Source organism: Psychromonas sp., assembly GCF_041586535.1.
Classification (GTDB): domain Bacteria; phylum Pseudomonadota; class Gammaproteobacteria; order Enterobacterales; family Psychromonadaceae; genus Psychromonas.
Genome location: NZ_JBFGZY010000003.1, coordinates 1 through 26,154 on the forward strand (window position 1 = coordinate 1; position 26,154 = coordinate 26,154).

General features: G+C 42.7%; 23 protein-coding genes. 7 read left to right on the forward strand and 16 right to left on the reverse strand.

Features of this window, described 5'->3' with window-relative positions; all coding sequences use genetic code 11:
- Positions 1–439: 439 nt before the first annotated feature.
- From ABZA00_RS00710 to ABZA00_RS00720, 3 genes are all read right to left on the reverse strand, one after another.
- Positions 440–1,321: a LysR family transcriptional regulator gene (locus tag ABZA00_RS00710; protein ID WP_372880221.1), complete on the reverse strand. Its 882-nt coding sequence runs from the start codon at positions 1,319–1,321 to the stop codon at positions 440–442.
- A 564-nt stretch (positions 1,322–1,885) separates the two neighbouring features.
- On the reverse strand, positions 1,886–2,197 hold the full coding sequence (locus ABZA00_RS00715) for a hypothetical protein (RefSeq protein ID WP_372880222.1): 312 nt from the start codon (positions 2,195–2,197) through the stop codon (positions 1,886–1,888).
- Positions 2,198–2,381: 184 nt separating this feature from the next.
- Positions 2,382–2,537, reverse strand: coding sequence for a hypothetical protein (locus tag ABZA00_RS00720; RefSeq protein ID WP_372880223.1), 156 nt, complete (start codon positions 2,535–2,537; stop codon positions 2,382–2,384).
- Between the two features lie 849 nt (positions 2,538–3,386).
- On the opposite strand from ABZA00_RS00720, the gene ABZA00_RS00725 reads away from it, so the two are divergent.
- Together ABZA00_RS00725 and ABZA00_RS00730 are read left to right on the forward strand one after the other, a co-directional pair.
- Complete coding sequence (locus ABZA00_RS00725) at positions 3,387–4,352, forward strand: TAXI family TRAP transporter solute-binding subunit (protein WP_372880224.1); 966 nt, start codon at positions 3,387–3,389, stop codon at positions 4,350–4,352.
- 145 nt (positions 4,353–4,497) lie between these two features.
- Positions 4,498–7,317: a TRAP transporter permease gene (locus ABZA00_RS00730; protein WP_372880225.1), complete on the forward strand. Its 2,820-nt coding sequence runs from the start codon at positions 4,498–4,500 to the stop codon at positions 7,315–7,317.
- 85 nt (positions 7,318–7,402) lie between these two features.
- On the opposite strand, the gene ABZA00_RS00735 is transcribed toward ABZA00_RS00730, so the two are convergent.
- On the reverse strand, positions 7,403–7,840 hold the full coding sequence (locus ABZA00_RS00735) for a universal stress protein (RefSeq protein ID WP_372880226.1): 438 nt from the start codon (positions 7,838–7,840) through the stop codon (positions 7,403–7,405).
- Positions 7,841–8,110: 270 nt separating this feature from the next.
- Here ABZA00_RS00735 and ABZA00_RS00740 point away from each other — a divergent pair, with 270 nt between their 5' ends.
- The gene (locus ABZA00_RS00740; RefSeq protein ID WP_372880227.1) at positions 8,111–8,788 is read left to right on the forward strand and encodes a glutathione S-transferase family protein; all 678 of its coding nucleotides are present in this window, start codon (positions 8,111–8,113) and stop codon (positions 8,786–8,788) included.
- A gap of 224 nt (positions 8,789–9,012) precedes the next feature.
- Here the strand turns inward: ABZA00_RS00740 and gcvH are convergent, their stop codons facing one another.
- The 7 genes from gcvH to ABZA00_RS00775 form a co-directional block, all read right to left on the reverse strand.
- Positions 9,013–9,390 (reverse strand): glycine cleavage system protein GcvH, encoded by a 378-nt coding sequence (gene gcvH, locus ABZA00_RS00745; protein WP_372880228.1) that lies wholly within the window; start codon positions 9,388–9,390, stop codon positions 9,013–9,015.
- Between the two features lie 394 nt (positions 9,391–9,784).
- The gene (ptsG, locus tag ABZA00_RS00750; protein ID WP_372880229.1) at positions 9,785–11,194 is read right to left on the reverse strand and encodes a PTS glucose transporter subunit IIBC; all 1,410 of its coding nucleotides are present in this window, start codon (positions 11,192–11,194) and stop codon (positions 9,785–9,787) included.
- 497 nt (positions 11,195–11,691) lie between these two features.
- A complete protein-coding gene (gene dbpA, locus ABZA00_RS00755; RefSeq protein WP_372880230.1) occupies positions 11,692–13,080 on the reverse strand; it encodes an ATP-dependent RNA helicase DbpA in 1,389 nt (462 codons plus the stop codon).
- 88 nt (positions 13,081–13,168) lie between these two features.
- Positions 13,169–14,119 carry a serine protease gene (locus tag ABZA00_RS00760; protein ID WP_372880231.1) on the reverse strand — a complete coding sequence of 317 codons (951 nt, stop codon included), beginning with the start codon at positions 14,117–14,119 and terminating at the stop codon, positions 13,169–13,171.
- 50 nt (positions 14,120–14,169) lie between these two features.
- Complete coding sequence (locus ABZA00_RS00765; RefSeq protein ID WP_372880232.1) at positions 14,170–14,517, reverse strand: putative quinol monooxygenase; 348 nt, start codon at positions 14,515–14,517, stop codon at positions 14,170–14,172.
- A gap of 220 nt (positions 14,518–14,737) precedes the next feature.
- Positions 14,738–15,193: an NfeD family protein gene (locus ABZA00_RS00770; RefSeq protein ID WP_372880233.1), complete on the reverse strand. Its 456-nt coding sequence runs from the start codon at positions 15,191–15,193 to the stop codon at positions 14,738–14,740.
- Positions 15,194–15,195: 2 nt separating this feature from the next.
- Positions 15,196–16,131 carry an SPFH domain-containing protein gene (locus ABZA00_RS00775; RefSeq protein ID WP_372880234.1) on the reverse strand — a complete coding sequence of 312 codons (936 nt, stop codon included), beginning with the start codon at positions 16,129–16,131 and terminating at the stop codon, positions 15,196–15,198.
- 395 nt (positions 16,132–16,526) lie between these two features.
- Here ABZA00_RS00775 and dauA point away from each other — a divergent pair, with 395 nt between their 5' ends.
- The gene (gene dauA, locus ABZA00_RS00780; RefSeq protein ID WP_372880235.1) at positions 16,527–18,224 is read left to right on the forward strand and encodes a C4-dicarboxylic acid transporter DauA; all 1,698 of its coding nucleotides are present in this window, start codon (positions 16,527–16,529) and stop codon (positions 18,222–18,224) included.
- A 29-nt stretch (positions 18,225–18,253) separates the two neighbouring features.
- Here dauA and ABZA00_RS00785 read toward each other — a convergent pair whose 3' ends face one another.
- The 5 genes from ABZA00_RS00785 to ABZA00_RS00805 all read right to left on the reverse strand — a co-directional run bounded on the left by ABZA00_RS00785 (position 18,254) and on the right by ABZA00_RS00805 (position 21,867).
- Complete coding sequence (locus ABZA00_RS00785) at positions 18,254–19,045, reverse strand: 4'-phosphopantetheinyl transferase superfamily protein (RefSeq protein WP_372880236.1); 792 nt, start codon at positions 19,043–19,045, stop codon at positions 18,254–18,256.
- 130 nt (positions 19,046–19,175) lie between these two features.
- Positions 19,176–19,478: a DUF496 family protein gene (locus ABZA00_RS00790; protein ID WP_372880237.1), complete on the reverse strand. Its 303-nt coding sequence runs from the start codon at positions 19,476–19,478 to the stop codon at positions 19,176–19,178.
- A gap of 481 nt (positions 19,479–19,959) precedes the next feature.
- Positions 19,960–20,628: a DsbA family oxidoreductase gene (locus ABZA00_RS00795; protein ID WP_372880238.1), complete on the reverse strand. Its 669-nt coding sequence runs from the start codon at positions 20,626–20,628 to the stop codon at positions 19,960–19,962.
- A 256-nt stretch (positions 20,629–20,884) separates the two neighbouring features.
- A complete protein-coding gene (locus ABZA00_RS00800) occupies positions 20,885–21,418 on the reverse strand; it encodes an RNA methyltransferase (RefSeq protein ID WP_372880239.1) in 534 nt (177 codons plus the stop codon).
- An 89-nt stretch (positions 21,419–21,507) separates the two neighbouring features.
- Complete coding sequence (locus tag ABZA00_RS00805; protein WP_372880240.1) at positions 21,508–21,867, reverse strand: DUF2750 domain-containing protein; 360 nt, start codon at positions 21,865–21,867, stop codon at positions 21,508–21,510.
- Between the two features lie 536 nt (positions 21,868–22,403).
- On the opposite strand from ABZA00_RS00805, the gene coxB reads away from it, so the two are divergent.
- From coxB to ABZA00_RS00820, 3 genes are read left to right on the forward strand one after another with little or no spacing between them, the layout of a single operon-like run.
- Positions 22,404–24,029 (forward strand): cytochrome c oxidase subunit II, encoded by a 1,626-nt coding sequence (gene coxB, locus ABZA00_RS00810; RefSeq protein ID WP_372880241.1) that lies wholly within the window; start codon positions 22,404–22,406, stop codon positions 24,027–24,029.
- Positions 24,029–25,633: a cytochrome c oxidase subunit I gene (gene ctaD / locus ABZA00_RS00815; protein WP_372880242.1), complete on the forward strand. Its 1,605-nt coding sequence runs from the start codon at positions 24,029–24,031 to the stop codon at positions 25,631–25,633. Before coxB ends, ctaD begins: the two co-directional genes overlap by 1 nt.
- Positions 25,633–26,154 (forward strand): cytochrome c oxidase assembly protein, encoded by a 522-nt coding sequence (locus ABZA00_RS00820; protein ID WP_372880243.1) that lies wholly within the window; start codon positions 25,633–25,635, stop codon positions 26,152–26,154. Before ctaD ends, ABZA00_RS00820 begins: the two co-directional genes overlap by 1 nt.

Sequence of the window (26,154 nt, forward strand, 5' to 3'; positions counted from 1 at the left end):
AGCTGGCCACAAAGTGGTGAAGAACAGGACGTTCTGAATCAAATCAATAACAAAGACTAAAACGTAGTTTTATGTCTAGCTAGCGTTTATTTTAACAAGCATAAATGATCAGATCATTAGTCTGCTTGGTATTAATGAAGCGTTATGCTTATACCCATGTTACTTCAAAATGCTTTGTCAGGCACGAGCTTGGAGACCAGAGCAAGACGCAACATGAGGTAATGGTTATTCCCTTTTCGATTGGTGCAACACAGCACTGGTTTTCGAGCCAGCGCCCCGTAGGGCAAGGTAAATTGCACCAATCTGCTTTGTTATATAATTTCTATGTAGAATAACTATACTTCAATTTTATGCCTGGCATCTCGGCACAATTTGCCTTGCTGACTTTGCATCTTGAAGTATCATGGGGATATACGGGCACAATCGCTGCTGCCGTTTTTCAAACCAGTAACGTTCGAATCTGCTTTTCAAACCACTCATATCTAAGCGGTAAAGGGCGATAACGTTTTTTAGTCAAAAATAACGGTTCAGCAACCGGATTATCAAGTGGCGCAATGTTTAACAACTGTGTCTGTTGGAATTGTTTCACTGTACGCTCAGGCAATACTGTGAAACCAATGCCTTGCGCCACCGGCAGTAATATTTGATTGATTTGATTAACATAACCCCGTATTGCTATGTTCTCTACCTGCTTACCTTGACAAAGTGCATTGCTATTATTGATCTTATTTAAAAAGTGCAGCCCGTCAGGGTGGTTAATAAAGCCAATTTTATTTAATAACGCGAAGTTCATCGTCTCCCCCTCGTAGCGGGCAGGGGTCACCAGTTGTAATAACTCGCTGCCAACCTTCTCCTGTTGCAGTTGCTCTGAATCAAGGCGTTGCGTAACAATACCGATATCCACCTTATCACTCAGTAAATCTTTTATAATATTATTATTAGGCGCAGCTTCAACAAACACATTCAGGTTTTCATGAAGAGATTGGTAGCTGATAAAGTGCGGATAAAGAAACATGGCCAAAGCGCCTGAAAAGGCAAAACGACACTCTCCGCTAAAGGGATCATCGAACTGCATCTCCTGCAATAGCTGCTGCTGTAACTGTGCTTTATTAACAGCGAAGCGATAGAGTTTTTGCCCCGCAAGAGTCAGTTCAAATTGTTTACCCAGGCGCTGTAATAACGGGGTTTTTAGTTGTCTTTCTAATTTTTGAATATGCTGGCTGACCCCGGGTTGTGTCATATTCAATTTTTCTGCGGTTAGGGTGAAATGTTTTGTTTCGACGAGTGTTTTGAAAGTTAATAACCATTTTTCATTTATCATCAGACTATCCTGTTTTGTAATAACAAAATATTATCATAAAAACAATAACTGATAATTTATTATTTCTGTATTATTCGCTATAACCTGTTGTAAACAGGCCTGAAAACTTTTCCTATATTGGCATATCTATGCCGGAGCTTGAAGTTGCCGTTACATTTTATAGAGAAGTATTAAACTGGTAGATCATCATGAAGCGAGCGAAGTGGTAGAGGATGACAGTGCAACTGGTGAAATGTGTAGCGATGCATTTGGTGCGGGCCGGGAAAGATGCGGTATCGCCCATTTACCATTGGAGATCGCATTGCTGTTGAATTGTTTGAATTTAAAAACCAGAAAAATCCGGAAGGTAACTTTGAATATTCGCAACCGACACCTTTTATTTTTACGTACATGAGACGAATCTGGAAGAGCTGGCTGAGAAAATCGTAGCTGTTGGTGGTAAACGCTTAAATATAACCAAAAAGCGGGCGATTCTGTTTTACGGTTATCTACTTGCTCAACGGATTATTCCTGCCATATGCTGGTGTTGCGTTGATCAGTAAAACAGGCATATAACTTTGCGCCCTAAAGAGCCATTAAATAATTCAAATAAGTGTTTTTGCCTACATGACGTTTTAAATAACGTGATAGCCAGAAGTCAGCAAAATCATGATCTTTAAGAATATTTCTAAAATACAACGAGTCAATACTAACATCTGTAAAATCGGTAACCTTAAAAGTAGCGTAGGCAATAATTGTCCCGTCTAAACGAATCACAAATAATTCAGTACATTTATTATCAAATTCTCCTGTTCGCTGTTGTGCCGTCTCATTAAGTAATGTTTGGCATATCGGGGAGAAAATAGAGGTCAACTTGATATCAATGATATTACGCATATTTTCCTTTCTGAATACAATAATAAGATGCAGGTCACATAATACAACTAAAATGAAGGAGGTCAAGAATGTTTCACTTCTTCCTGTTATGTTAACTTGCCTTAATTTTGACTTAAATTTGTTTAAATAGGCTATGTGGCCCAATAAAATCAAGCAGCAACTCTATTCTTCTTAATTCAATCTGTTAAACGGGGGCTGCCGCCTGCAGAGCGTCAAAACCAGATTTTTGCTGACCGGTGAATCCGGCATAACGACCGGAAGAGTGCCAATTGTTACTTCTCTGAGTAATCATCAATTCATCTGCGCTAACTAGAAATACAGCGGCAGTGGCTTTAGCCAATAATACCAAATCCGATAATTATCTATTCATTTATGCTTGTTAAAATGAATGCTAGCTACGTTTTTTAGCGGGCTGTCGCCTTATCTATTTGCTGGATCACGGCTTTGGTATTCTTTTCCCCGATGTTCAATTGAACAATTAGCAGCTAAGAAGTTGAACTTTATCTCTTGCCCTCTGCTCCGCAAAATAAAACTACTTATCCTGAATTGAGGTTACTTACCAACAAGTAGATCACCACGTCTTCAAGGCGTTTGGGTATAAAATAGGAAAGCAGAAAAATCACGCTCCTTTTTAACGCACACTTAGGAGGCAGAGCCGCACCTTTGTGGTGCAAGCTATTCCTTTCCACACTGCCTGATTGTGATAAAACTCATAAAACCCCATTAACTCTGTGTTTTTACGGGTTTTATTTTGGCATACTATTTGCTTCGTTTTTCTTGTTTTGATAAAACAGAGAATAAAGGGGAGCCTGTTAAGTGGCAAAATTGACTAAACCGTAATAAAGGGTAATAGTTTTGCCTGATATTAGGGCACCCATTTGCCGCGATCAAAACGCTGTTATCTCGAACAAAATTTTACCGTGAAAGTTCAGTAAACCCTGAGCAGAAAGAAATACAAAAAATAAAGCTGTCGCGAATATATGTAACGGGAATAAAGCAGCAGAGCGGGTTTTTATTTAGACTCAGCCATTATGCCAATATCGGAGATATTCTCAGAAACCGCCGAGGCTATATTGCCCTGCCAATGCAGCTTTAGTATGAATGAACAAGCTTGAGTTAGTTATCTTATCGCTAATCAAGTAAAGCGATAAAGCAACTACTATAAAATAATTAATAAAGGAGTTTTAATATGTTTATGAAAAAACTGGCGATCACTGCACTAGCAGGAGCCGCGCTGATGGCAACATCTGCAATCGCGGAGACTAAACACGTTGTGATTGGTACTGGCGGTCAAACCGGCGTTTATTATCAGGCTGGTGGTGCGATCTGCCGTCTGGTCAATAAGGGCACAGCTAAGCATGAAATCAACTGTACGCATAAAACAGGTGCCTCAATTACCAATATTAATGGCATCCGTTCCGGCAATGTCGATATGGGGGTGGCTCAATCAGATTGGCAATATCATGCTTATAACGGTACTGCACCGGAGCAGTTTCCTGACGGTGCGTTTAAAGAATTACGTTCGGTATTTTCCGTTCACGCAGAACCTTTTACTGTAGTTGCGCGCAGCGATTCAGGGATTAAAACTTTTGATGATCTGAAAGGCAAAAAAGTGAATGTCGGTGACCCTGGATCAGGCAACCGCGGCACCATGGAAATCATCATGGAAAAAATGGGCTGGACGATGGATGATTTTGCCCTTGCATCTGAGCTGAAATCATCAGAGCAGGCGGCTGCTTTATGTGATGGTAAAGTCGATGCGATCATCTTCGTAGCAGGTCACCCGAACGGGTCAATCAAAGAAGCTACCACTTCTTGTGATGCGATTGTAGTACCCGTTGATAATGCCGTTGTGCAAAAGTTAGTGGTTGATAACGAATATTATGCAATGACCACCATCCCGGCGGGTATGTATAAAGGTACAGATACCGATACAAAAACATTTGGCGTAGCTGCGACCTTTGTAAGCTCGACAAAAACTGACGAGGAAACCGTTTATCAGATGGTTAAATCTGTATTTGATAACTTCAAACGTTTCAAAAAAATGCATCCTGCTTTTGCTCACTTGAAAGAGAGCGATATGATAACCAACAACCTGTCTGCACCATTGCATGACGGTGCGGTTCGTTATTATAAAGAAAAAGGCTGGATGTAATCCGCTGTTAACAATAGGGCGTCCGTTATAGGCACTTCGCCCTGTTGTTTTGCGGGCAAATATCTAAACCGCGATCTAAACCACCTGAAAGCATTGATTGCAGTGTTTTCAGGTGGCTTTTTCATTTAAATAGGGAATTTTGAGGATGAATGCAGATAAAAGCAATAATACACTGCTGAATGATGAGGAACTTCAAGACCTTGTTGCCTCCACCGACACGGGCGGTCGAAACCCGGATAATCAAAAGGTTGTAAAGCTGATGGCCGGCGTCGCCCTGGTCTGGTCACTTTACCAGATATGGATAGCATCGCCCTTGCCCTTTGTGTTCGGCTGGGGCGTTTTTTCAAGCGGAGAAGCACGTTCAATTCATTTAGGCTTTGCTATCTTTTTAGCATTCCTTGCTTATCCTGCTTTTAACCGCTCATCACGAAGCAAGATCCCGATGGCTGATTGGGGACTGGCTATTGCCGGCTCTCTTTGCGCGCTGTATCCCTTAATTGCCGACTCTATGCTGGTTGACAGCCTTTTCGGCATACGTCTCAGTAATCGTCCGAGTGCACCGAACTCCGTTGATATTGCTGTTTCTATTGCCGGTATGCTGATGCTGTTGGAAGCAACCAGGCGGGCATTAGGTCCGCCGCTGATGGTGGTAGCCATGGTGTTTCTCGGCTACACATTTTTAGGTCCTTATGCACCGGAGCTGATTGCCTGGAAGGGCTCGACGTTCGGTGGTGTCATGGATCACCAGTGGTTATTCTCTGAAGGTGTTTTCGGTATCGCTCTGGGGGTATCGACGGATCTGGTTTTCCTGTTTGTGCTGTTCGGTGCGCTGCTGGATCGCGCGGGTGCGGGTAACTATTTTATCAAAGTCGCCTTCTCGCTGATGGGCCATCTTCGTGGCGGGCCGGCAAAAGCGGCTGTGGTAGCCTCCGGCATGACCGGGTTAATTTCCGGCTCGTCTATTGCCAATGTGGTCACCACAGGGACATTTACCATTCCGATGATGAAACGGGTTGGCTTTTCATCGGAAAAAGCCGGCGCCGTTGAGGTTGCCTCATCGGTCAACGGGCAAATCATGCCGCCGGTAATGGGGGCTGCGGCTTTCCTGATGGTGGAATATGTCAATATTCCTTATTTTGATGTGGTAAAACATGCATTTCTGCCGGCGGTTATCTCCTATATCGCCCTGGTTTATATCGTGCATTTAGAAGCGATGAAGCTGAATATGCAGGGCCTCACCCGTGAAGACAACGGCAAATCTGCTAAAGATGTGCTGCTCTCATGGGCGATGACATTACTGCCCATTATCGCCCTTGCCGGCGGAGCGTATTATTTATCAGTATTGTATGAAATGCTTTCGACTACGGCGGCCAGACTGGCCGGTGTAGTGGCAGTGATCGCCATTCAATACGCCGTGCTGAAAACCCTGAAATCCAGAACGACTCAAGCGGCGTTGTCGCGAACTATCTCAACAGGTGCGATTGTATTGGGTAATACCGTCATTGGCGCCTTTGGATTATTCTTTCTGATCGACTTATTAAAAGCTTTTATCGATCCGGAAATGATGTTTTGGGCAATTACAGTTCTGGTGCTTGTCGCTTACGTTGTGCTGGCTAAAATCAGTTCGGCGTATCCGGATCTTATTCTGGATGATCCCAATTCGCCGGTACTAAGCCTGCCGGAAACCGGCCCGACGGTGAAATCTGGCCTGCATTTTCTACTGCCTGTGGTGGTGTTAATCTGGTGTTTGATGATTGAACGAAAATCACCGGGGCTTTCTGCATTTTATGCGACGGCATTGATGATCTTCATCCTGCTGACTCAGCGTTATCTGTTTGCCTTTTTCCGCAGCAAAGACACCTCCGGTGCTTTTAAACGCGGCTTCGATGAACTGATTGACGGGCTGATTGCAGGTGCCAGAAATATGATTGGTATTGCTATCGCAACAGCGGCAGCCGGGATCATCGTTGGCACGGTGTCACAAACCGGTGTCGGCTTGAAACTGGCCGCTCTGGTGGAATTCCTGTCGATGGGGCATATCATGCTGATCCTGCTTTGGACGGGAATTCTCAGTCTGATCCTGGGGATGGGGCTGCCGACCACGGCGAACTATATCGTCGTATCCTCGCTGCTTGCGCCGGTGATTGTCAGTCTTGGCCAGCAAAATGGCCTGATTGTGCCTTTGATTGCGGTGCATATGTTTGTCTTTTACTTCGGTATTATGGCGGACGTGACCCCGCCTGTCGGACTGGCATCCTTTGCCGCCGCTGCGGTATCGGGAGGCGATCCGATTAAAACCGGCTTTGTGGCTTTTTTCTATTCGCTGCGTACCGCGTTATTGCCTTTCCTGTTTATTTTCAACACCGACTTATTGCTGATGGATGTCACCTTTATGGAGGGAATTTTTGTCTTTATTGTTGCCACGATGGCCATGCTGATCTTCACGGCAGGTACTCAGGGGTACTTTATTGCCAAGTCTAAATTATGGGAATCTTTTGCGTTGATCCTGATTGCATTTACTTTGTTCCGTCCGGGTTTCTGGATGGATTATGTGATCCCGCCTTATGATGAACGCCCCGGCGCGGAGTTGGTACAGTCAATGGGGGATGTTGCTCCCGGTACGGAGCTGCGTGTGCTGGTTGATGGCCAGAATGATGTCGGCGATCCCGTTACCTTAACCATGTTAATGATTGTCGGTGAAGGGGAGTCAGGTGATGATCGTCTGTTCGATTATGGTTTGGAGCTGCTGCCTCAGGATGATGGTTCGATCATGGTCGACGGAGTTGGTTTTGACAGTGCGGCAGAAAAAGCCGGATTTGATTTCGACCAGATTATCGCCACCGTAGGTGTGCCAGTAGATCGCCCGGCCAGACAGTGGTTCTACATTCCGGTATTATTGCTGTTAGCCTTTATTATTATCCTGCAGCGTCGTCGCCGTGACGAAAGTCAATCACTTGATCTCTAAACTATGAAAAATAAGGACTAAGTCTGCTTAGTCCTGATACAGAGAAACGCTTTGCTGTTATTCAAGCAAAGCGTTTTTTTTACTCTTAGCCCTTGGGTTTTACTACCAATACATTGATCGGTGAGTTTTCTACCACCTTGCTCGCAACAGAGCCTAAAATCACTTTGTCTACCTTGGAACGCTTATGGCTTGGCATAATAATCAGATCTGCCTTTAATTTGGCTGCATATTGCAAAATGATTTCATAAGGTTTGCCCTCGGCGACGTAAGTTTCATAGCTGACGTTTTCGGTGATATGAGTCACGGCAAACTCTTTCAGTTGTTTTTTCACATCTAATTTCATCTGCTGTGCAGCATCTCTGGGAAAATATGCCGCAATCATGGACATATGAACCCCGGGTAGTACCTTAAGAAGATGCAGTTTTGCATTAGCATGTTTCGCATGCCAAACGGCCAGTTCAAGTGCTTTATCTGCAAAGCCTTTTTCATTCAAATCAATGGGTACCAGGATATTTTTATACATAGTTTTTTGCTCTTATTGTAGGGGAATCAGCTATCTCTTTGAGTATAAGAAGAATAAAAGGGGATAGAAAGAAAAAAAAAATTTTACTAAAAAAAATGTTAATTTAAACAGAGTGTTGATGGACATCACCTGATGATCTCCTTGGTATTACTGTGTTTGTTTTTATCCCATAAAGGTAACAGCAATGATCTGAGCGTTCGTTCAAATTAATATTGAACAATCGTTCATAATATGATTGAATAGGTTATTCAAATTTTCAAGGAGCGGCAAATGATCAAGTTTTATTTTCACACTACCCCTAATCCAATGAAGGTTGCACTTTATTTGGAAGAGACCGGATTACCCTATGAGCTGATGCCTGTTGATACCTTAAAAGGTGAACAGCACACACCGGAATATCGGGCTATCAACCCGAATGGTAAAGCCCCGGCAATCGAAGATGAAGGTGTGCGGGTTTTTGATTCCAACGCAATTCTGCTTTATCTGGCCGAGAAATCAGGGCAACTGGGCGGTGCCCCTGAAGATCGCGGCGAAATGTTATCCTGGATGATGTTTATCGCGACAGGACTTGGCCCTTACTCTGGTCAGTCAGTGCACTTTAGACACGCAGCGCCAGAGCTGCCTTATGCTATTAACCGATACCTTCGTGAAGCTCAGCGTCATTATGAAGTACTGGATAATCATCTTCAGGATCGTAGCTACATTGTCGGTGAGCAATACAGTATCGCAGACGTTGCAGCCTGGGGGTGGATTGATAAAGCGACGGTAGTATTGGGTGAAGAGGGGTTAGCGCCTTATCCAAATCTGCAGCGCTGGTTCGCTAATATTGAAAGCCGCCCGGCCGTGGCGCGCGCCCGCAACATCAGTAAAGATATCAAGTTTAAGACAGACTTTGATGAGCAGGCAAAACGTGCGTTTTTCCCACAAAACTATCCTAAGACCGCTTAATAAGGTATATGCCGGATTATACCTAAGAAGGCGGGGCTGCCTGCAACACCTGCTTTTGATGTATATGGAACGTAACTACTCAGGGTGTCTCTGTTTAAGCATTTTTCAGCGATGACCAATATGTATGGAACATATTTGCATGACTTTAGTCAGTCGCGTAGCGATGAGGTACATGGATGTACTTCATAAATAGTCTTAAATAGCAACGACCTGAGTAGTTACAATTATTCCTCATTAGCTGCAAGATAATCTTCTCCGGACATAAGGTTATCCAGTTCGCCCATATCAGCGACTTGAATTTTGACAATCCAGCCGGCTGAATAAGGTGATTCATTAATTAATTCCGGGCTGTTTTCAAGTTCTTCGTTAATTTCGATAATTTCACCTGTGACCGGCGCGTAGAGATCGGAGGCTGCTTTGACCGATTCGACTAACGAAAAAGTTTCACCGGCTTCGGTCTCATCGCCGACTTCCGGCAGATCAACAAATACCACATCACCTAAAAGTTGTTGCGCCTGGTTTGAAATACCGACAGTCACCGTACCGTCACCGTTATCCAGTACCCACTCATGCGTATCGGCGAACTTTAATGTGTTTTCCATATTAAATCCTTTGCTAATTGATTATGTGAAATATTTACCAATAATTTCTCTGGATGAGATTATGACGATAGTCGAATTTAAATTTTATACAAATAACTTTGCTTCTTTATGCAGAAACGTTCTGCTTAGCTCCTGCAAAAGACAATATTTTGCTGAAGCTTATTTAACGCAGAAAGACGCGAAAATAGCGCTATTGTATCTTTACTAAATCTGATCATAGGGGATGTTGGTTATGAAAACGATGGATTTTAGATTGGTAAGTATCGATCTTTTAGAACAAAGTGTTGACGTTGCGAAGCGGCCAAAAAGAAAAAGTCCGACAATTGAACAGTGAGTAAAATTGTCAGACTTCTACTTTAAAACATGGCAGGTGAAGCACCTGCCGGGAAAATTATTATTTAGAGAGGTAATTTTCCATGTCAGTTTTTAGGTTATCTGATTTAGTACCGAAGATAGCCTGAACACCGTTACCAGATACAAATACACCCGCAGCACCTAGTTTTTTAAGTTCAGCCTGATCTACTAAAGCAATGTCTTTAACCGTAACACGCAGACGGGTAATACATGCGTCTAAGTTATCAAGGTTTGCTTTACCACCGAATGCTGCTACTAACAGGATAGCCATTTCAGTGCTGTCAACTTTTACTGTTACTTCAGCTTCAAGTTCTTCACGACCAGGCGTTTTAAGGTCTAACTTAGCAATCACAACACGGAATACTGTGTAGTAGATACCTGCATAGATAATACCTACAACCGGGAACCATAGGAATTTTTGAGAGTTAGCAGATAGTACTAAGAAGTCAATTAGACCGTGTGAGAATGAAGTACCGTGAACCATGCCAAATAAGTTTGTTACAACAAACGCAGAACCAGCTAATAGGGCATGGATTCCGTATAAAACCGGTGCTACGAACAGGAATGCAAATTCGATTGGTTCAGTGATACCGGTCAGGAATGAAGTTAATGCAGCAGAAAGCATGATACCCATTACTTTAGCGCGGTTTTCAGGCTTAGCAGAGTGAGCAATTGCGATAGCAGCAGCAGGCAGACCGTACATTTTGAACATGTAACCACCGGCCAGCTGACCAAAGCCATTACCCGCAGCAGCACGTGTTGCTTCGTTTGCAGAAAGGTAACAAGTTAAAACACCGTTTAACTGTTCACCAGCAGCATTCACACAGCTACCTGCTTCGAAGAAGAAAGGTACATTCCAGATGTGGTGTAAACCAAATGGGATTAATGAACGTTCAATAATACCGTAGATACCGAATGCCACCGTTGGGTTTTGCTCTGCAGCCCAGTGAGAGAAACCGGCAATTGCCGCGCCAACAGGAGGCCAGATAACAGAAAGAATCGCACCCATGATGATAGCTGTGAAGCCGGTCATGATTGGAACAGCACGTTTACCGGCAAAGAAACCCAGGTAATCAGGTAAGGTGATATTGTAGAAACGGTTGAACATTGCAGCAGCAATACCACCGGCGATGATACCACCTAATACACCCGTATTTGCACCCGGTGCAAGTACTTCGATAGTCTGCATCATGATGAAGTAACCAACTGCAGCAGCAAGACCAGCTACACCATCATTTTTTGTAAAACCAAGGGCTACACCGATAGCAAATAATAATGCCATGTTACCAAAAACAGCGCCACCAGCCTGTTCCATCAGTAAGGATATAACATCCGGTAATACAGCGAATTTTGCAGCACCCACACCCAGTAAAATACCGGCTATCGGCAGTACAGATACAGGAAGCATTAATGACTTTCCTACTTTTTGTAAACTTCCGAAAATATTCATAAACTTTTTCTCCAGTTATAAGGTTAAATTTTCGTATGGTAAAAAACTGATAAATCAAATTGCTTTAATTTAATTTTGTTGAAGTATATACAGGATATTAGGTAAGCTAGTGATAAGCAGGTCACACTTTTTTTTAAGTTACAATTACTTACAGATAAGAGGCGGACGTTACACTGCGTAACATTTTGTTACACAGTGATTGTTGAAAAAAAAGATTTTATAGACTAGAGCACCTAAATCGAAAAAATTTAACGCAACATGCGACCATTTGGGCCTCGCCCTTCGGGAGCGCCTAAAAATCACTCATTCTGCGTTGTGTCAGCTCGAAAGAGATCTCTATTCCTTCGCCAACACGCCTTGCCTGAGCGATTTTCAGTCAGCTCTGGCGTTCGTTTTTTAAACTATATGGTGCTCTAGTGAAAGTGCTGTTTTGAGAGGGACTTGGAGATGTTATGGGGAAGTTCAGATGCGCCAACATCTGAACCATAAAAAGTATATCAGCCGCGCACTACCATCACACGGAATTTACGCCCTTTTAGTTTGCCTTCACTTAACTTTTTAAACGCCACTTTGATGGTATTACGTTGTACCGCGATATAGGACCAATTATCTGCTACGTGGATTTTTCCGACTTCACTACCATTAATACCATTTTCACCGGTTAATGCACCAACAATATCACCCGGTCTGATTTTCTGCTTTTTACCGCCATCAATACGGATAGTGATCATATTTGCCTGCGCCGGCTGTTGATCCAGTAAGTTTAAAGGAGGCAGCTGTTCAGGTGAAATATCACGATCTAAATAATCCTCGAGCAGGATCACTCTGTGGTGCTCTTTATCACTGAAAAAAGAGAATGCCAGGCCTTTATTACCGGCTCGTCCAGTACGGCCGATGCGGTGTACATGGACTTCCTGATCATGAGCGATATGAAAATTAAAGACTGCACTGAGGTTATCAATATCCAGACCACGTGCCGCCACATCTGTTGCAACCAGGATATTGGCACTTTTATTGGCAAAGCGTATTAATGCCTGATCGCGGTCTTTTTGCTCTAAATCACCGTGCAGGGCAAGTGCGTTAAAGCCGCGATTTGCCAGTTCATCTGCTACTTCCTGCACTTCTTTTTTAGTGTTACAGAAAACTACTGATGATTCCGGTTGATACCGTTGCAATAATAATCGCAAAGCAATCATGCGCTCCTGATTATTTTCTACTTTATAAAAATGCTGTGCAATAATGCTGTCGTCATGTTGAGATTCAGCCTTAACCATGACCGGTGCTAGCATAATGCGTTTGGCGATATTATTAATTTGCTCCGGAAAGGTGGCACTAAATAATAGAGTCTGCCGCTGTTTAGGGGTTTGATCTATGATGGCATCAAGGGATACCTGAAAGCCCATCTCCAGCATGCGGTCGGCTTCATCCAATACTAACATTTGTAAGTCATCCAAACGTAACGTGCCTTTGCGCAGATGATCTTCAATCCGTCCGGGAGTACCGACGATAATATGAGCGCCATGTTCTAATGATCCTATTTGCGGACCAAACGGTACACCGCCGCACAGAGTTAATACTTTAATATTATGAATGGTACGGGCAAGCCTGCGCAGCTCTTTACTAACCTGGTCAGCAAGCTCGCGTGTCGGGCAGAGAATCAGGCCCTGAATGCGGAAACGCTTAACATCAAGCTTTGCTAACAAACCCAAACCAAATGCCGCCGTTTTACCGGAGCCGGTTTTACCCTGTGCAATGACGTCTTTACCCGCAAGTACATGGGGCAGGCTTTGCGCTTGAATAGGGGTCATACCGTGATAGCCTAATGAGTCCAGGTTATGTAACAGATCGGCATGTAATGATAATGTTGAGAATGGAGATTGGCTCAAGGTTTAAATCCTATAGAATATACATTGTTTAAAAAAAGAGCGCACCTTAACACTTTGCGAACTACTTCACAAAGTGTTAAGGGTAATATTATAAGAATTTATAACAGCGGCGAATAAATAACAGAGGAAAGAGCAAAACAGTTAGCCACCCTATAGCGCCACCACCGCCCGAGTTGTTTGAGTCGCTGTTTGAGTCGCTGTTTGAGTCATCACTAATGTTAATTTGGCTCATCCAGAGTATGCCGTTCACCCAATCTTCATACAGGGCTAAACGAGTATAAACTCCCGGATAGCCTTTGGCTGCGCAGCCACTTCCCCAGCTGACTATGCCTATCTGCTGCCAACTGTCATCATCTTGTTTAATCACTAAAGGACCGCCACTGTCTCCCTGGCAGCTATCTTTACCGCCATCTTCTAAACCAGCGCAGAGCATTTCAGCAGTATAATTATCATCGTATGCCTCGTTGCACATATCATCTGTCAATAATGGGATTTCGACATAGTTTAGAATATTTGGGAAATCAGGGTCATTACGCTCATCAGACGGGACTGTTGAGCCCCAGCCCAGTGCCGTCACGTTGTCCTGAGATACAACAGCATCTGTTGTATCCTCCAGACTGACCGGTGAAATTAAACTGGGATCAGCAACGGCGGAGGCAAGTTTTAACAGGGCAATATCATTCACAGGCGGTGAGCTAGTGTAATCAGGGTGGATATAGAACTGCTCGATTTCTATTGCGGTCGTAGCAGGTATTGAATCTAGGTCATATTCACCAATGGTGGCGGTGATTTGTGATACTGACTGCAAATCATCCAAGCAGTGAGCTGCTGTTAATACCCATTGTTTAGCGATTAACGACCCGCCACAGAAATGTTTCTGTGTGGTACTGTCTTTCAGACTGACAGCCCAGGGAAATTGGTTAATATCACTTTCTTGCCCACCAACAATACGTGTAGATATTTCAGCTGCAGAGGTAACAAGAGGGAGACATAACGTCGCTAAAGATGCTTTAAATATATAACTTAACCAGCACTTCATAAATATTCCCTGTCATTTTTATAGTTAATATGGATGAGCCATCCATTTCATTATAGTACGGGAATATCAAAGTTTTCTGGTTGATCGCTATAGACACAAACATTATAGGCTTCAACAAGTCCATTTTCCGCGATACACTGGCTCTGGAAAAAATCAACAATCTCTTTGCGCTGGCAATGCGCTTCAAAAGCTGCTTTATTTGACCATATTTCATTAAAGACAATTGGATAACTTGTTCCCGGGGCAAAATCGTTTTTAATATGACGCGTAACTAAGTATTGAATACAACCATCTTCCCGCTGAGCATTCGGCTCAAGGGCTTGTAATACTTTAAACAGTTCTTCGTTTTTACCGGCTTTAGGTTTGAACATGGCAATACAGTATATTTTTTGAGACATAAATAACCTTTGATTTAACTTAACAGTGAAAATTGACCTGAGAGCAGGGGAGGGGCGGATTGTACATGAGTTACGATGGGCTAATCTATACCCATGGTGCTTCAAGATGCTGATTATGTATCTTGAACTAACATGGGTATATAGTTTTGGTGTTTATTACGCAGTGCGCAGTACAAACATTTAACCTCTTTTCATTTCAGTTAACTGCCTGCAGCAGCGATTATTCGACTCGCTGAACCGTCAACACACCAACTTCGATAGCGATAATTTTGACTTCGGTGCCGGCGCTTAATGGCTCTTTTGCTTTGACTTTCCAATCGATTCCTGAATAACGATGAGTGATCGTCCGGCCGATGGCTAATTCTTCAGTTAATATAAATTGATATCCGATCATGTCATTATTAACATGTTTTGGCTCGACTTTATTCTGTATATTTTTCATCGGTTTCCAGGCAACTAATGCAATCAGGCTCGTGATAATTGCCGTTGATAATAGCGCATTAAACAACGTCTCCGGGATCACCCCGATCGCCATCAACAGACCGCTGGCGATAAGACCTGCCCCTATAAAAAACAGATAAAAGGTTGAGAAACCCAATATCAGTACTTCAATCACCAATAAGATTAACCCGACTACAATAAAACTTTGTGGTAAATACGGAAAAATAGTTTCCATGATTAACCTTTGCTCAAACTATTAATGATAGTGGTTGCCTGGGCAACAATAGACGCCGTATCCGTGCCGTTTTCAGGCAGCAATATCACTGAAGATTCTTTGGCGATTGCTGCTTTAGCTTCAATGGCTTTTGTGGCTAAATCGAGTTGAATGGCCTTTTGTCCTTCTTCTGTATTAGCAGCCACCCCGATGGTGTGCAGTGCTTCAGCCTGAGCGTTGGCAACCGCAATAATTGCTTGCGCTTCACCTTCTGCCCGTAATACCTGTTCTTCTTTTTCAGCTTCAGCCTGCAGGACGACCGAACGCTTTTGGCCCTCTGCAACGTTAATCGCTGCTTGTCTGTCACCTTCAGACTCTAATATTTGTGCGCGTTTCACCCGCTCTGCTTTCATTTGCGTTTCCATTGCTTCCATAACGGTTTGCGGCGGTACGATGTCTTTTATCTCGTAACGCAGGACCTGAATGCCCCATGGACCGGATGCTTCATTGATAGATGCAACAATATTAGTATTGAGTACATCCCGTTCTTCAAAGGTTTTATCAAGCTCCATTTTACCCAATTCAGAACGCATTGTAGTTTGCGATAACTGGGTAACAGCGAAGACGTAATCGTCGACTCCGTAAGTAGCTTTATAAGGATCTAATACTCTGAAATAGAGAACACCATCAACGCTTAGAGAAATATTGTCTTTGGTGATTGCGCTTTGGCTTGGCACATCAACGGCCTGCTCTTTTAGCGAACGGTCAGCAGCGATGCGGTCAATAAATGGGAAAAGAAAATTTAATCCGGCTTCGCGGGTTGACTGGTATTTACCAAAACGTTCGATCAGGTAAGCCCGGTTTTGCGGCACAAAAATTACCGATGATTTTAAGATGACTATCACCAGTACAAGGATAAAAACTTCAATTCTTAATAAATAATCAAATATAAAATCCATATGAATCCCTTTAATAAAGTCCAATAATACTGGTAAGAATAACCCTTTAGCTCGATAAATAAAACCATTATAAAAGACTATTCCAGAGTGACGGTTTATCTTTGTTATCAACCTCTAAGATTATGCAGTAGAACCACTATTTATGCATTATCTGTGAAATAAAGCTAATCAATGGCTGGTGAATTTTGATAGAAAAATACGCAGCCTGCTGCAATTAAAGTCGCAATTGCAGATGTTTTGCAGAGGTATTTGTGATATAAAGCTGTGTTGATGAAAGGGAGTGCGCATATTAACAGTTCTCAAGTGTGAAAAATTGCATCTTCTTGATGTTAAGCAGCGCTATTGGCCAGACTTTTGATGAATTTGGGCGACAACGCTCAATAAGTGAGTAAAGATTGTTTTCAGCTTTAACAAAATCTTTGGCGGGTAAAGTCACATTTAAAGATATTCAGGTGAATGTCCTTGCAGGTTTAACCGTTGGTGTTATTGCGCTGCCGCTATCGATGGCATTAGCTATTGCCAGTGGTGTAGCGCCTCAACATGGGCTGTATACGGCTATTGTTGCAGGCATAGTTATTGCCGTCAGTGGTGGATCGAAAGTTAATATATCCGGGCCTACTGCAGCATTTGTGGTTGTGTTACTGCCTATTGTCCAGCAGTTTGGTATTGGCGGTTTGCTGGTTAGTGGTTTTATGGCCGGTATCGTATTGATCTTGATGGGAGTTGGCAAACTCGGCAAACTCATTGAAATTGTTCCTTATCCGGTTATTATCGGCTTTACCGCAGGTATTGGTGTGGTTATCGGTACGCTGCAGATAAAAGATTTTCTAGGTCTTAATATCAATGCATTAGATGGAGACTATCTGGATAAGCTTGTATTGATAGTCTCTGCATTACCTACTATTAACTGGCAGGAATTTTTAATTGGCGCACTTACAATAACCACTTTATTGTTCTGGCCGCGATTACGCTCGCAAATACCCGGACATCTGGTAGCGCTGCTGGTCGGCTCTACTTGCGCATGGCTACTTAGCCAGTTGAGCCAGGACTTTTCCGTGGCAACAATCGGCAGTCGATTTCATTATGAGATAAATGGCCTGATCGGTGATGGTATCCCGGCGGTTTTGCCTGCCTTCGAGTGGCCCTGGAATCTGCCTGATGCCGATGGAAACCCCATTGGCCTGAGTTTTACGCTTATCAGAATGTTATTACCCTCTGCGATCACTATCGCCATACTTGGTTCGCTGGAATCTCTGTTATGTGCAGTAGTCGCAGATGGTATGACGGGGAAAAAGCATAATCCAAATGATGAGCTTATTGGCCAGGGTATAGGCAATATGATGGCGCCGTTATTTGGCGGAATACCTGCAACTGCAGCCATTGCCCGCACTGCGGCTAACATTAAAGCCGGCGGCAGCTTACCGCTCGCGTCCGTGGTACACGGTTTGTTTATTCTTATTGCAATTTTAGCACTTACGCCCTTATTGGCGTTTATCCCTATGGCATCGATGGCGGCTTTATTATTAGTCGTTGCATGGAATATGAGCGAGGCGAAACATTTTATTCGTACCATTAAAATCGCCCCGAGGGATGATCTTATTGTATTGATTTTATGTTTTTTACTGACAGTTCTCTTTGATATGACAGTTGCTGTCGCGGTCGGCATGGGATTAGCTGCAATGCTGTTTATCCGCAGGAGCATCACGCTGACAAGTACAACCAGAATGGAAAAAAAGCACCAACTCTATGGTGAGCTATCTGATCATATTGCGATTTATGACATTAACGGTTCATTATTTTTCGGCTCTGCGCAAAAAGCGCTGCAAAGCATTACAATTGTTACCCCGGATCTGCGTGTTGTCATACTCGATATGTCGGAAGTTAATATGCTTGATATGAGTGCGATTATTGCTATGGAATCGATCAAGGAGAGTCTTGCTAAACAGCAGATTGGCTTAATTATTAATAATTTGCAACCACGAATGGTACTGAAATTACGCCGCGCCGGAGTGCGCTACAAACCCGGAAAAATACAGTTTTCCCGGACACTTGCAGATGCGATTGGAATTGCCGATAAAATGCTCGTACGATGATATATGTTGAATTGTTGAATAAGCAGGTATTAATAATGGTTGAGCAGGGGTAAACCGCTAAAAACCTGAACGTTAAAACTCTGCTTATGATTAATAGGGTTATGTTCTTTTACACATAAGGCTACACAGTGTTTCTGATCCGGATAGAGCAGACAACTGTACCAGTCTTGGTTATTCTGTTCACTGCAGCTCGGAGCAAAATTGAGCTGAATATTATCATTAAACTGACTTGTTTCTGCCTTGCCTATTGTAAAATTAAAGGATTCTAAACCCTGGCTGATACCCAGTCCCGTGGCTTTTACAAATGCCTCTTTTAACGTCCAATACTCAAAAAACCGTCGCTTCTGTAACGCACTGGGAAGTGTCATTAATGCCTCAAACTCTGTTGTCGAGAAATAACGTCGGGCAATCCCTTTGATGCTGATTTTCCGGGATAAGCTTTCAATGTCACAACCTATATTTTTATTCAGGCACACGGCACATATGATCACTTCATCGTTGTGACTAAGATTAAAAGAGAGTGGCAGAGGCGGGTTGCTTATTTCCGGTTTTCCCTGCGGAGCAATATCAAAATTCCATTTTTCAGCGGGAAGATCAGCGTATTGAGATAAAACTTTGCGTACAAAAGCTCTGGTGATAAGGGCTGTGTGTTGTGATTTGGGCAGACGGTAACGTTGTATTTTTTCAACTTCACTCTCACTGAGTAACATTTTCAGCGAATTAAGCAGTTCACCATCGGTTATCTTCGCCGGCTCTATCAACCAGAGGTGAATCTCATTATTATGAAGAGGTAATATTGAAGCAGAATGATAAGTGAGCACTGGTGACCTAATAATATAAAATGCAAAGCTATACCCAAGGTGCAGTAATTTGCATCTTAAAGTAGTTTGGGTATAGATAACAAAAAGGGATAGCCAAGCTACCCCTTTACGATTCACCCAACTTAAATAATTATTTTTTTATTTCTCTAAGTTTGAACGAATTAATTTGTTTATTTATTTCACGACGTTCTTTTGAAAGCTCCGCACCTTTAATGATGTGGTCATCAACACGGTCTTCGTAGTCTGCCTGCATATGGTTAATAATATTAACGATATCTGCATGTGACATGTTCGGCTTGATGTATTCTAATAAATTACTCAGTAATTCAACACGTTTCGTGTTATCACGTATTTTTTTCTCATTATCAAGAATTTCACGCTTAAGTTTGTTTTTACGGCGAGTATTTTTTACCAATTCAAGCAAATTATCCATTATTTTACCCTTTCTTTAAATTAAAATTGTAAAGTGCGCTCGATCTATTATAACGATTGAAATAAGAAAGATGATAGTAATTTTTTATAAAAAATCGTAACTTATAAAAAATTTTAACTTTCGGATAACGATGCTCTATTGACCTTGTGAGATTGTTTTCGTCGTTGTTGGTTGTTTTAGAGCGCAGGATAGAGGCCTAGAGCACCATATAGTTTAAAAAAACGGCACCAGCGAGAGCCAAAATGGCCTCAGGGAAGGCAAATTTTTGAAGATTTAGTGCGCTAAACCGGATAAATTTAACGCAGCATGAGGTCATTTGGGCCTCGCCCTTCGGGAGCGCCTGAAAATTGCCCAGACTACGTTGTGTCAGCTTGAAAGAGATCTCTATTCCTTCGCTAACACGCCTTGCCTGAGCGATTTTTAGTCAGCTCTGGCGTTCGTTTTTTAAACTATATGGTGCTCTAGTGAGGGATGCTGTATGCTAAAGCAATTTTTCTCTCTGTTCTTTGATAATGGTTTCAATGACATCTTGTAGTGTCTGTGACTCTTGTGCGCCGGAAAGCAGATATTGTTTATTAAAAATAAAAGCGGGTACGGCCTGAACATCATTTTTATGCCAGAAATGCTGATCATCGCGGACGGCTTGTGCATAACGCTGCGTCTCTAAAACCTCTTTTGCTGCCTCTCGGTTAAGGCCAACTTTTTCTGCGACATCAAGCAGTAATGTTAATTCACTTGGATTTTTCTGCTGCGTGAAATAAAGATCGAACAATGCCAGTTTCAATTCAGTCTGTTTATCGTATAATTTAGCCCAATGTAATAATTGATGGGAAAGAAATGAATTATAAATACGTGAGTTTTCATTAAAAGAAAATTCAAATCCGACAGATTTGCCTATGTCAACAATCTGTTGGCGACTTTTTATACTCTGCTCTTTACTTGAGCCATATTTATCCTGCAAATGAGTTGCTAAATGCTCTCCTGCTAATGGCATCTCCGGGTTTAATTCAAAAGGCTGCCAATATATTTGAAATTCGACATTATTTTTCATGTTCAGCATAGCTTGTTCGAGTTTTTTGTAGCCGATAATGCACCACGGGCACATTACGTCCGAGACGATGTCAATGCGAATGATTGGAAGCTTGGACATGTCACTCTCTATTTAAAATGATGGTATCTTTGATCTACTGGATCATAATTAAGTCTAGCACCATTTAAATTATTGGTATGAGTAACAGTTTTTATGCTTTAAAGTTGAACAACAAGGTTATTATATTATTGCGAGAAAGCTGCGAACTTCGTCGCTCTCGACTCGAAGCTCGTGGCTCATAATTCGTGCAGCTAAATGCTAACAAACTTAGATTGCAAAAAGTTAGCCTATCACTGACTTGCGACTAAGATACAGGCTAACGGTTAACTTTCACTCTGTTATTGGTATCTCTGCTTTTTTTAATTAACTTATTATCAATAACATGCGATGTTGATTTTGCCAGGCGATCATAAAGTACAACATTAACTGTTGCGGCCAGATTCATGCAGCCAATGGTCGGTACATATACTACATCGTCAGCTTTGTTTACCATGGATTGTTTGATGGTGCCGTCTTCAGGGCCGAAAATATACAGGGCTTTTTCAGGGTGAACAAAATTAGGCAGAGGAGTGGCGCCCTCAATAAGGTCAACACAAACCACCTTGAGATCACCGCGCTGATTATCAGTGATATCATTTGTTATTGTATCAAGTAAATCAGGTACATTAGTGAGAGGGATATGCCCGCTGATATTTTTAGTATCGGTATTAAGCTTCACTGCACGGTCGTAGCGGCTGCCGGTGTACAAAACTTGATTAACGGCATAACAGCCTGCTGCACGCATCACTGCACCTACATTGGTCGGGCTTTTGGGATTCACTAAACCCAACAACACTTTATTTTCAGGCATTAAATTCCTCGCCCCAATAGCACAATATACCCTGAGCGTTTGAGTGCCGGGTATAGATTGTAGATTATTAATTTCACATTTTTACGGGGTTATAATGTTTCAATTTCAACAAGTGCTTGAGTGAATTCAGATAAATCAATTTCTAAATCATCCTCTTCTCCGAGCCAGTTGATGCCGATAACCACATTATCAGCAACCAGATCATCAATCCAGTATTCCAGCCAGTCAGATAATGAAATGGCTGCCGGTACGTAATCCTGCCACTCTTCTGTACAGTGCTGTGCAGCAAGTTCAGCGTTTGACCAAAGCGGCATTACTTCGGTTTGTTCGTAGTTAAGGGAGTCAAGTACAACCCAATCCTCACTCTCTTTATCCTGCAGTGCCCATAATGTTTGCGTTGGTTTAACTTCAGCAATAAACGCTGCTAGTACTTGAGTGGTGTTTGTCATGGTTTTTCTCATCTAAGTTTATTTAAGGGCGACAGTATACTGTTATATAGCCGAATTGACAGTATCTGCAGGTGCAAATAATGCTAAAAATGAACTGCATTAATCCTGTTTTAGGTGCTGAAAATTAAACTGTTTAACTTTGCATATTCGCAACTAATTGCCCTATTTATTAGTCGACAAGGTTAATTCAAAAAATAATGCTGTTAACGTAATGTAACATTTTACAAAAAAATATTTCCGCCCCAAAAATAGGCTGTAATCACCTTGGACAATTTCACCTAAAACTTGCGCTAATGGCAATTCTTGTCTATTCCTAGTGGAGCGGATTATAAATAAGAAATCTAAAGTAAAAAAATATCTCATTTATATTAAATACTTATTGGGTGTGTAAAAGCTTGACAAGCCACTCTTACATACAAATATTATTCACAATATAAGTACCGCAGTCTGTTTGTGCGCTTTCGAGAAATGATTCTTAAACAGGTGTCTGACATAAAGTCAATTATCATTACTTTTTGTATAAAAGGAAATGTTGCATGATTGTTACCAGATTTCTTTTGTTATCTGCATTATTTACCCCTCAGTTAGTTTTTGCTAATAGCGCATTTAATATGAGAGAAGGTGTCACCGATATCAGTGAAAATGTTTATCAGTTGCACATGACTATTTTTCTTATATGCTGCGGAATTGCCTTGGTAGTCTTCGGCATTATGTTCTGGTCTATTTTTCATCATCGTCAATCGAAAGGCGTCCAGCCTGCACATTTCCACGAAAGTACAAAAATCGAGTTATTGTGGACAGCGATACCTGTTCTGATTCTGATCGCCATGGCTATTCCGGCTACTAAAACCCTTATTGCCATGGAAGATAGCAGTAAAGCCGATATCACCATTAAAATAACCGGCTCGCAGTGGAAGTGGCATTATGAATACCTGACATATAATAAAGAACCTGTCGGTGTCGATTTCTACTCTGTTATTTCCACTCCTCAGGCACAAATAGATAACCAGGCTCAAAAGCAGGCCACCTACCTTCTTGAAGTTGACCATCCGCTGGTCGTTCCGATCAATAAAAAAGTACGCTTTGTATTAACTTCCGATGATGTTATTCATTCCTGGTGGGTGCCTGATTTTGCAGTGAAAAAAGATGCTGTACCCGGTTTTATTAATGAAGCCTGGACGCGTGTTAATAATGCCGGTATTTATCGTGGTCAGTGTGCCGAACTGTGCGGTAAAAGTCACGGTTTTATGCCTATTGTGGTTAATGCGATGGCAGTGGATGATTTTGACAATTGGCTCGCAGAAGCAAAAATAGCGCAGCAGAATAAAGCTCAGGAAGCGCTCGCATCACAGTCTGTAACGTTGACTGAGGATGAGCTGATGAGCCTCGGTGAGCAGGTTTACATTGGTAGTTGTTCAGTTTGTCATCAACCATCAGGAACAGGGTTGCCTGGCGTTTTCCCCGCACTAAAAGGCAGTCCGATTGCAACCGGTGATGTTAATGCGCATATTGATATCGTCCTCAACGGTAAAGCAGGCAGCGCGATGCAAGCTTTTGCCAAACAGCTTTCACTTAAAGAGGTAGCGGCCATTGTCACCTATGAGCGTAACGCGTGGGGTAATGATACAGGGGACCTGGTGCAGCCGATACACATCAGTAATTTTATCAATGCACAAAGCAGCAATGAAATAAGTGAGGTAAAAACAGTTACTCCTGTTGCTGTTGCCGAGCAGGTTACTGCCGAAGGAGGGAGCTCTGAAGAAGTTATTACTGAGCAGGCGGGCATTGAAACGAACACAGCTGAAGCAATTTCTGCACAACAGATCACTGCATTAGAAACTTTAAGCAGAGAGCAGTTAATGAGCTTAGGCGAGCAGGACTATCTGATTTATTGTGCTGCCTGTCATCAGGCAACCGGTCTGGGTATCCCGGGAGCTTTCCCGGGTTTAAAAGACAGTCCGCTGGTAAAAGGAAATGTTGCTGAGCATCTGAATATCGTTTTGAACGGTAAACCAGGTACAGCAATGCTGCCTTTTGCAGCGCAATTAACGGCTAAACAGCTGGCGGCTATTGTCACTTACGAGCGAAATGCCTGGGGCAATGATACAGGTGATATTATCCAGCCAAGCGATATTGAGCAGGCAATGCAGGGAGAACAATAATGACCGGCACAGTTGAAAGCAATCAAGGCTCTTATCAGCATCCCTCTGAAGATCATGAGCATCATGGACCAACGGGTATTAAGCGCTGGTTATTCAGCACTAGCCATAAAGATATCGGCACGCTTTATTTAGGTTTTTCTTTGCTTATGTTTTTAGTCGGCGGAGCGATGGCAATGCTGATCCGGGCTGAATTATTTCAACCCGGGCTGCAGTTAATTGAACCGAATTTTTATAATCAAATGACCACGGTTCATGGTTTGATTATGGTTTTTGGTGCGGTTATGCCTGCTTTTGTCGGTCTGGCAAACTGGATGATTCCGTTAATGATCGGCGCGCCGGATATGGCCTTACCGCGCATGAATAACTGGAGTTTTTGGATCTTGCCTTTTGCCTTCGCCATGCTCTTAGGATCGCTCCTGATGGAGGGCGGAGGACCGGATTTTGGTTGGACTTTTTATGCTCCTTTATCAACCACTTACAGTAATAATAATACCGCCATGTTTGTTTTTGCTGTGCACATCATGGGGATCAGCTCGATTATGGGGGCAATTAACGTTATTGTCACCATTGCGAATTTACGCGCACCCGGCATGACCTGGATGAAGCTGCCGATGTTCGTCTGGACATGGTTTATTACCGCTTTTTTATTGATCGCAGTGATGCCTGTTTTAGCCGGTGCCGTGACCATGGTGTTAACCGATAAATACTTCGGTACCAGTTTCTTCAATGCCATGGGCGGCGGGGATCCGGTGATGTTCCAGCATATCTTCTGGTTCTTCGGCCATCCTGAAGTTTATATTATGATTCTGCCCGCATTTGGCATAATTTCTACTATAGTGCCGACCTTTTCACGTAAAAAGTTATTTGGTTACCACTCTATGGTATACGCCACCGCCTCCATTGCTATTTTATCTTTTGTTGTCTGGGCGCATCATATGTTTACCACCGGTATGCCTTTAGCTGCTGAACTGTTTTTTATGTACAGTACCATGCTTATCTCTGTGCCCACCGGGGTGAAGGTGTTTAACTGGGTAGCAACCATGTGGCGGGGGGCGATCTCCTTTGAAGTGCCGATGTTATTTGCCATTGCCTTCATAGTGCTGTTTACCATAGGCGGATTTTCGGGCTTGATGCTGGCTATTACACCTGCTGATTTTCAATACCATGATACCTACTTTGTTGTTGCCCATTTTCATTATGTATTGGTAACCGGAGCTATCTTTTCAATTATGGCGGGGGTTTATTTCTGGTTACCAAAATGGAGCGGAAATATGTTTGATATCAAACTGGCGAAAACGCATTTTTGGTTATCCTTAATCAGTGTCAATGTGCTGTTTTTCCCGATGCACTTTGTAGGGCTAGCGGGCATGCCGCGGCGCATTCCGGATTATGCGCTACAGTTTGCCGACTTTAATGCCATTATCAGTATTGGTGGTTTTGCTTTTGGTTTATCACAACTGTTATTTGTCTGGGTGGTATTAAAATGTATCAGAGGGGGCGCAAAAGTGCCTGCAAAAGTATGGGATGGTGCCGATGGATTAGAGTGGCAAGTGCCTTCTCCTGCGCCGCATCATACCTTTAGCACACCGCCGGTTATTAAATAATGAGTAAACATAACAGGTTATTTAAACGATTAATTTTAGCCAGTATAGGCATGTTCGCTTTTGCTTTTGCCCTGGTACCGTTATATGACGTTTTTTGTGATATCACCGGGCTCAACGGTAAACCCTCTTTAACGCAGGCTGAAGTAAGTGATGTGATCGACAGTGCCAGGCTGGTTGATGTCGGGTTTTTAACCCATGTACAAAATGATGCGCCTTTTAAAGTGACTGTTGATCAGGCTGTTATCAGCGTAAAACCGGGCGAAATGAATCAGGTCACTTTCACTGCGAATAATCTCAGCAATGAAATTCGCACCATGCAGGCGGTACCGTCGGTAAGTCCGGGGCTCGCAGCCCAGTATATGCATAAAGTTGAATGCTTTTGTTTTGCTCAGCAGGTACTGCAGCCGGGTGAGACGATAGATCTTACTTTGTTGTTTTATATAGATACCGCCTTAACGACTGATATTGAGGAATTAACCTTGTCTTATACCGTATTTGACATCGTTAAGCCCGGGAGTTAG

Coding starts and splice junctions, on each gene's coding strand:
- gcvH (WP_372880228.1), bottom strand. CDS start 9,390: ATGGAAAACACATTAAAGTTCGCCGATACGCATGAGTGGGTACTGGAT.
- ABZA00_RS00770 (WP_372880233.1), bottom strand. CDS start 15,193: ATGGAAACTATTTTTCCGTATTTACCACAAAGTTTTATTGTAGTCGGG.
- ABZA00_RS00805 (WP_372880240.1), bottom strand. CDS start 21,867: ATGACAAACACCACTCAAGTACTAGCAGCGTTTATTGCTGAAGTTAAA.
- ABZA00_RS00735 (WP_372880226.1), bottom strand. CDS start 7,840: ATGTATAAAAATATCCTGGTACCCATTGATTTGAATGAAAAAGGCTTT.
- ctaD (WP_372880242.1), top strand. CDS start 24,029: ATGACCGGCACAGTTGAAAGCAATCAAGGCTCTTATCAGCATCCCTCT.
- ABZA00_RS00760 (WP_372880231.1), bottom strand. CDS start 14,119: ATGAAGTGCTGGTTAAGTTATATATTTAAAGCATCTTTAGCGACGTTA.
- ABZA00_RS00790 (WP_372880237.1), bottom strand. CDS start 19,478: ATGGATAATTTGCTTGAATTGGTAAAAAATACTCGCCGTAAAAACAAA.
- coxB (WP_372880241.1), top strand. CDS start 22,404: ATGATTGTTACCAGATTTCTTTTGTTATCTGCATTATTTACCCCTCAG.
- ABZA00_RS00730 (WP_372880225.1), top strand. CDS start 4,498: ATGAATGCAGATAAAAGCAATAATACACTGCTGAATGATGAGGAACTT.
- ABZA00_RS00795 (WP_372880238.1), bottom strand. CDS start 20,628: ATGTCCAAGCTTCCAATCATTCGCATTGACATCGTCTCGGACGTAATG.
- ABZA00_RS00710 (WP_372880221.1), bottom strand. CDS start 1,321: ATGATAAATGAAAAATGGTTATTAACTTTCAAAACACTCGTCGAAACA.
- ptsG (WP_372880229.1), bottom strand. CDS start 11,194: ATGAATATTTTCGGAAGTTTACAAAAAGTAGGAAAGTCATTAATGCTT.
- ABZA00_RS00740 (WP_372880227.1), top strand. CDS start 8,111: ATGATCAAGTTTTATTTTCACACTACCCCTAATCCAATGAAGGTTGCA.
- ABZA00_RS00775 (WP_372880234.1), bottom strand. CDS start 16,131: ATGGATTTTATATTTGATTATTTATTAAGAATTGAAGTTTTTATCCTT.
- ABZA00_RS00725 (WP_372880224.1), top strand. CDS start 3,387: ATGTTTATGAAAAAACTGGCGATCACTGCACTAGCAGGAGCCGCGCTG.
- ABZA00_RS00715 (WP_372880222.1), bottom strand. CDS start 2,197: ATGCGTAATATCATTGATATCAAGTTGACCTCTATTTTCTCCCCGATA.
- ABZA00_RS00800 (WP_372880239.1), bottom strand. CDS start 21,418: ATGCCTGAAAATAAAGTGTTGTTGGGTTTAGTGAATCCCAAAAGCCCG.
- ABZA00_RS00765 (WP_372880232.1), bottom strand. CDS start 14,517: ATGTCTCAAAAAATATACTGTATTGCCATGTTCAAACCTAAAGCCGGT.
- ABZA00_RS00820 (WP_372880243.1), top strand. CDS start 25,633: ATGAGTAAACATAACAGGTTATTTAAACGATTAATTTTAGCCAGTATA.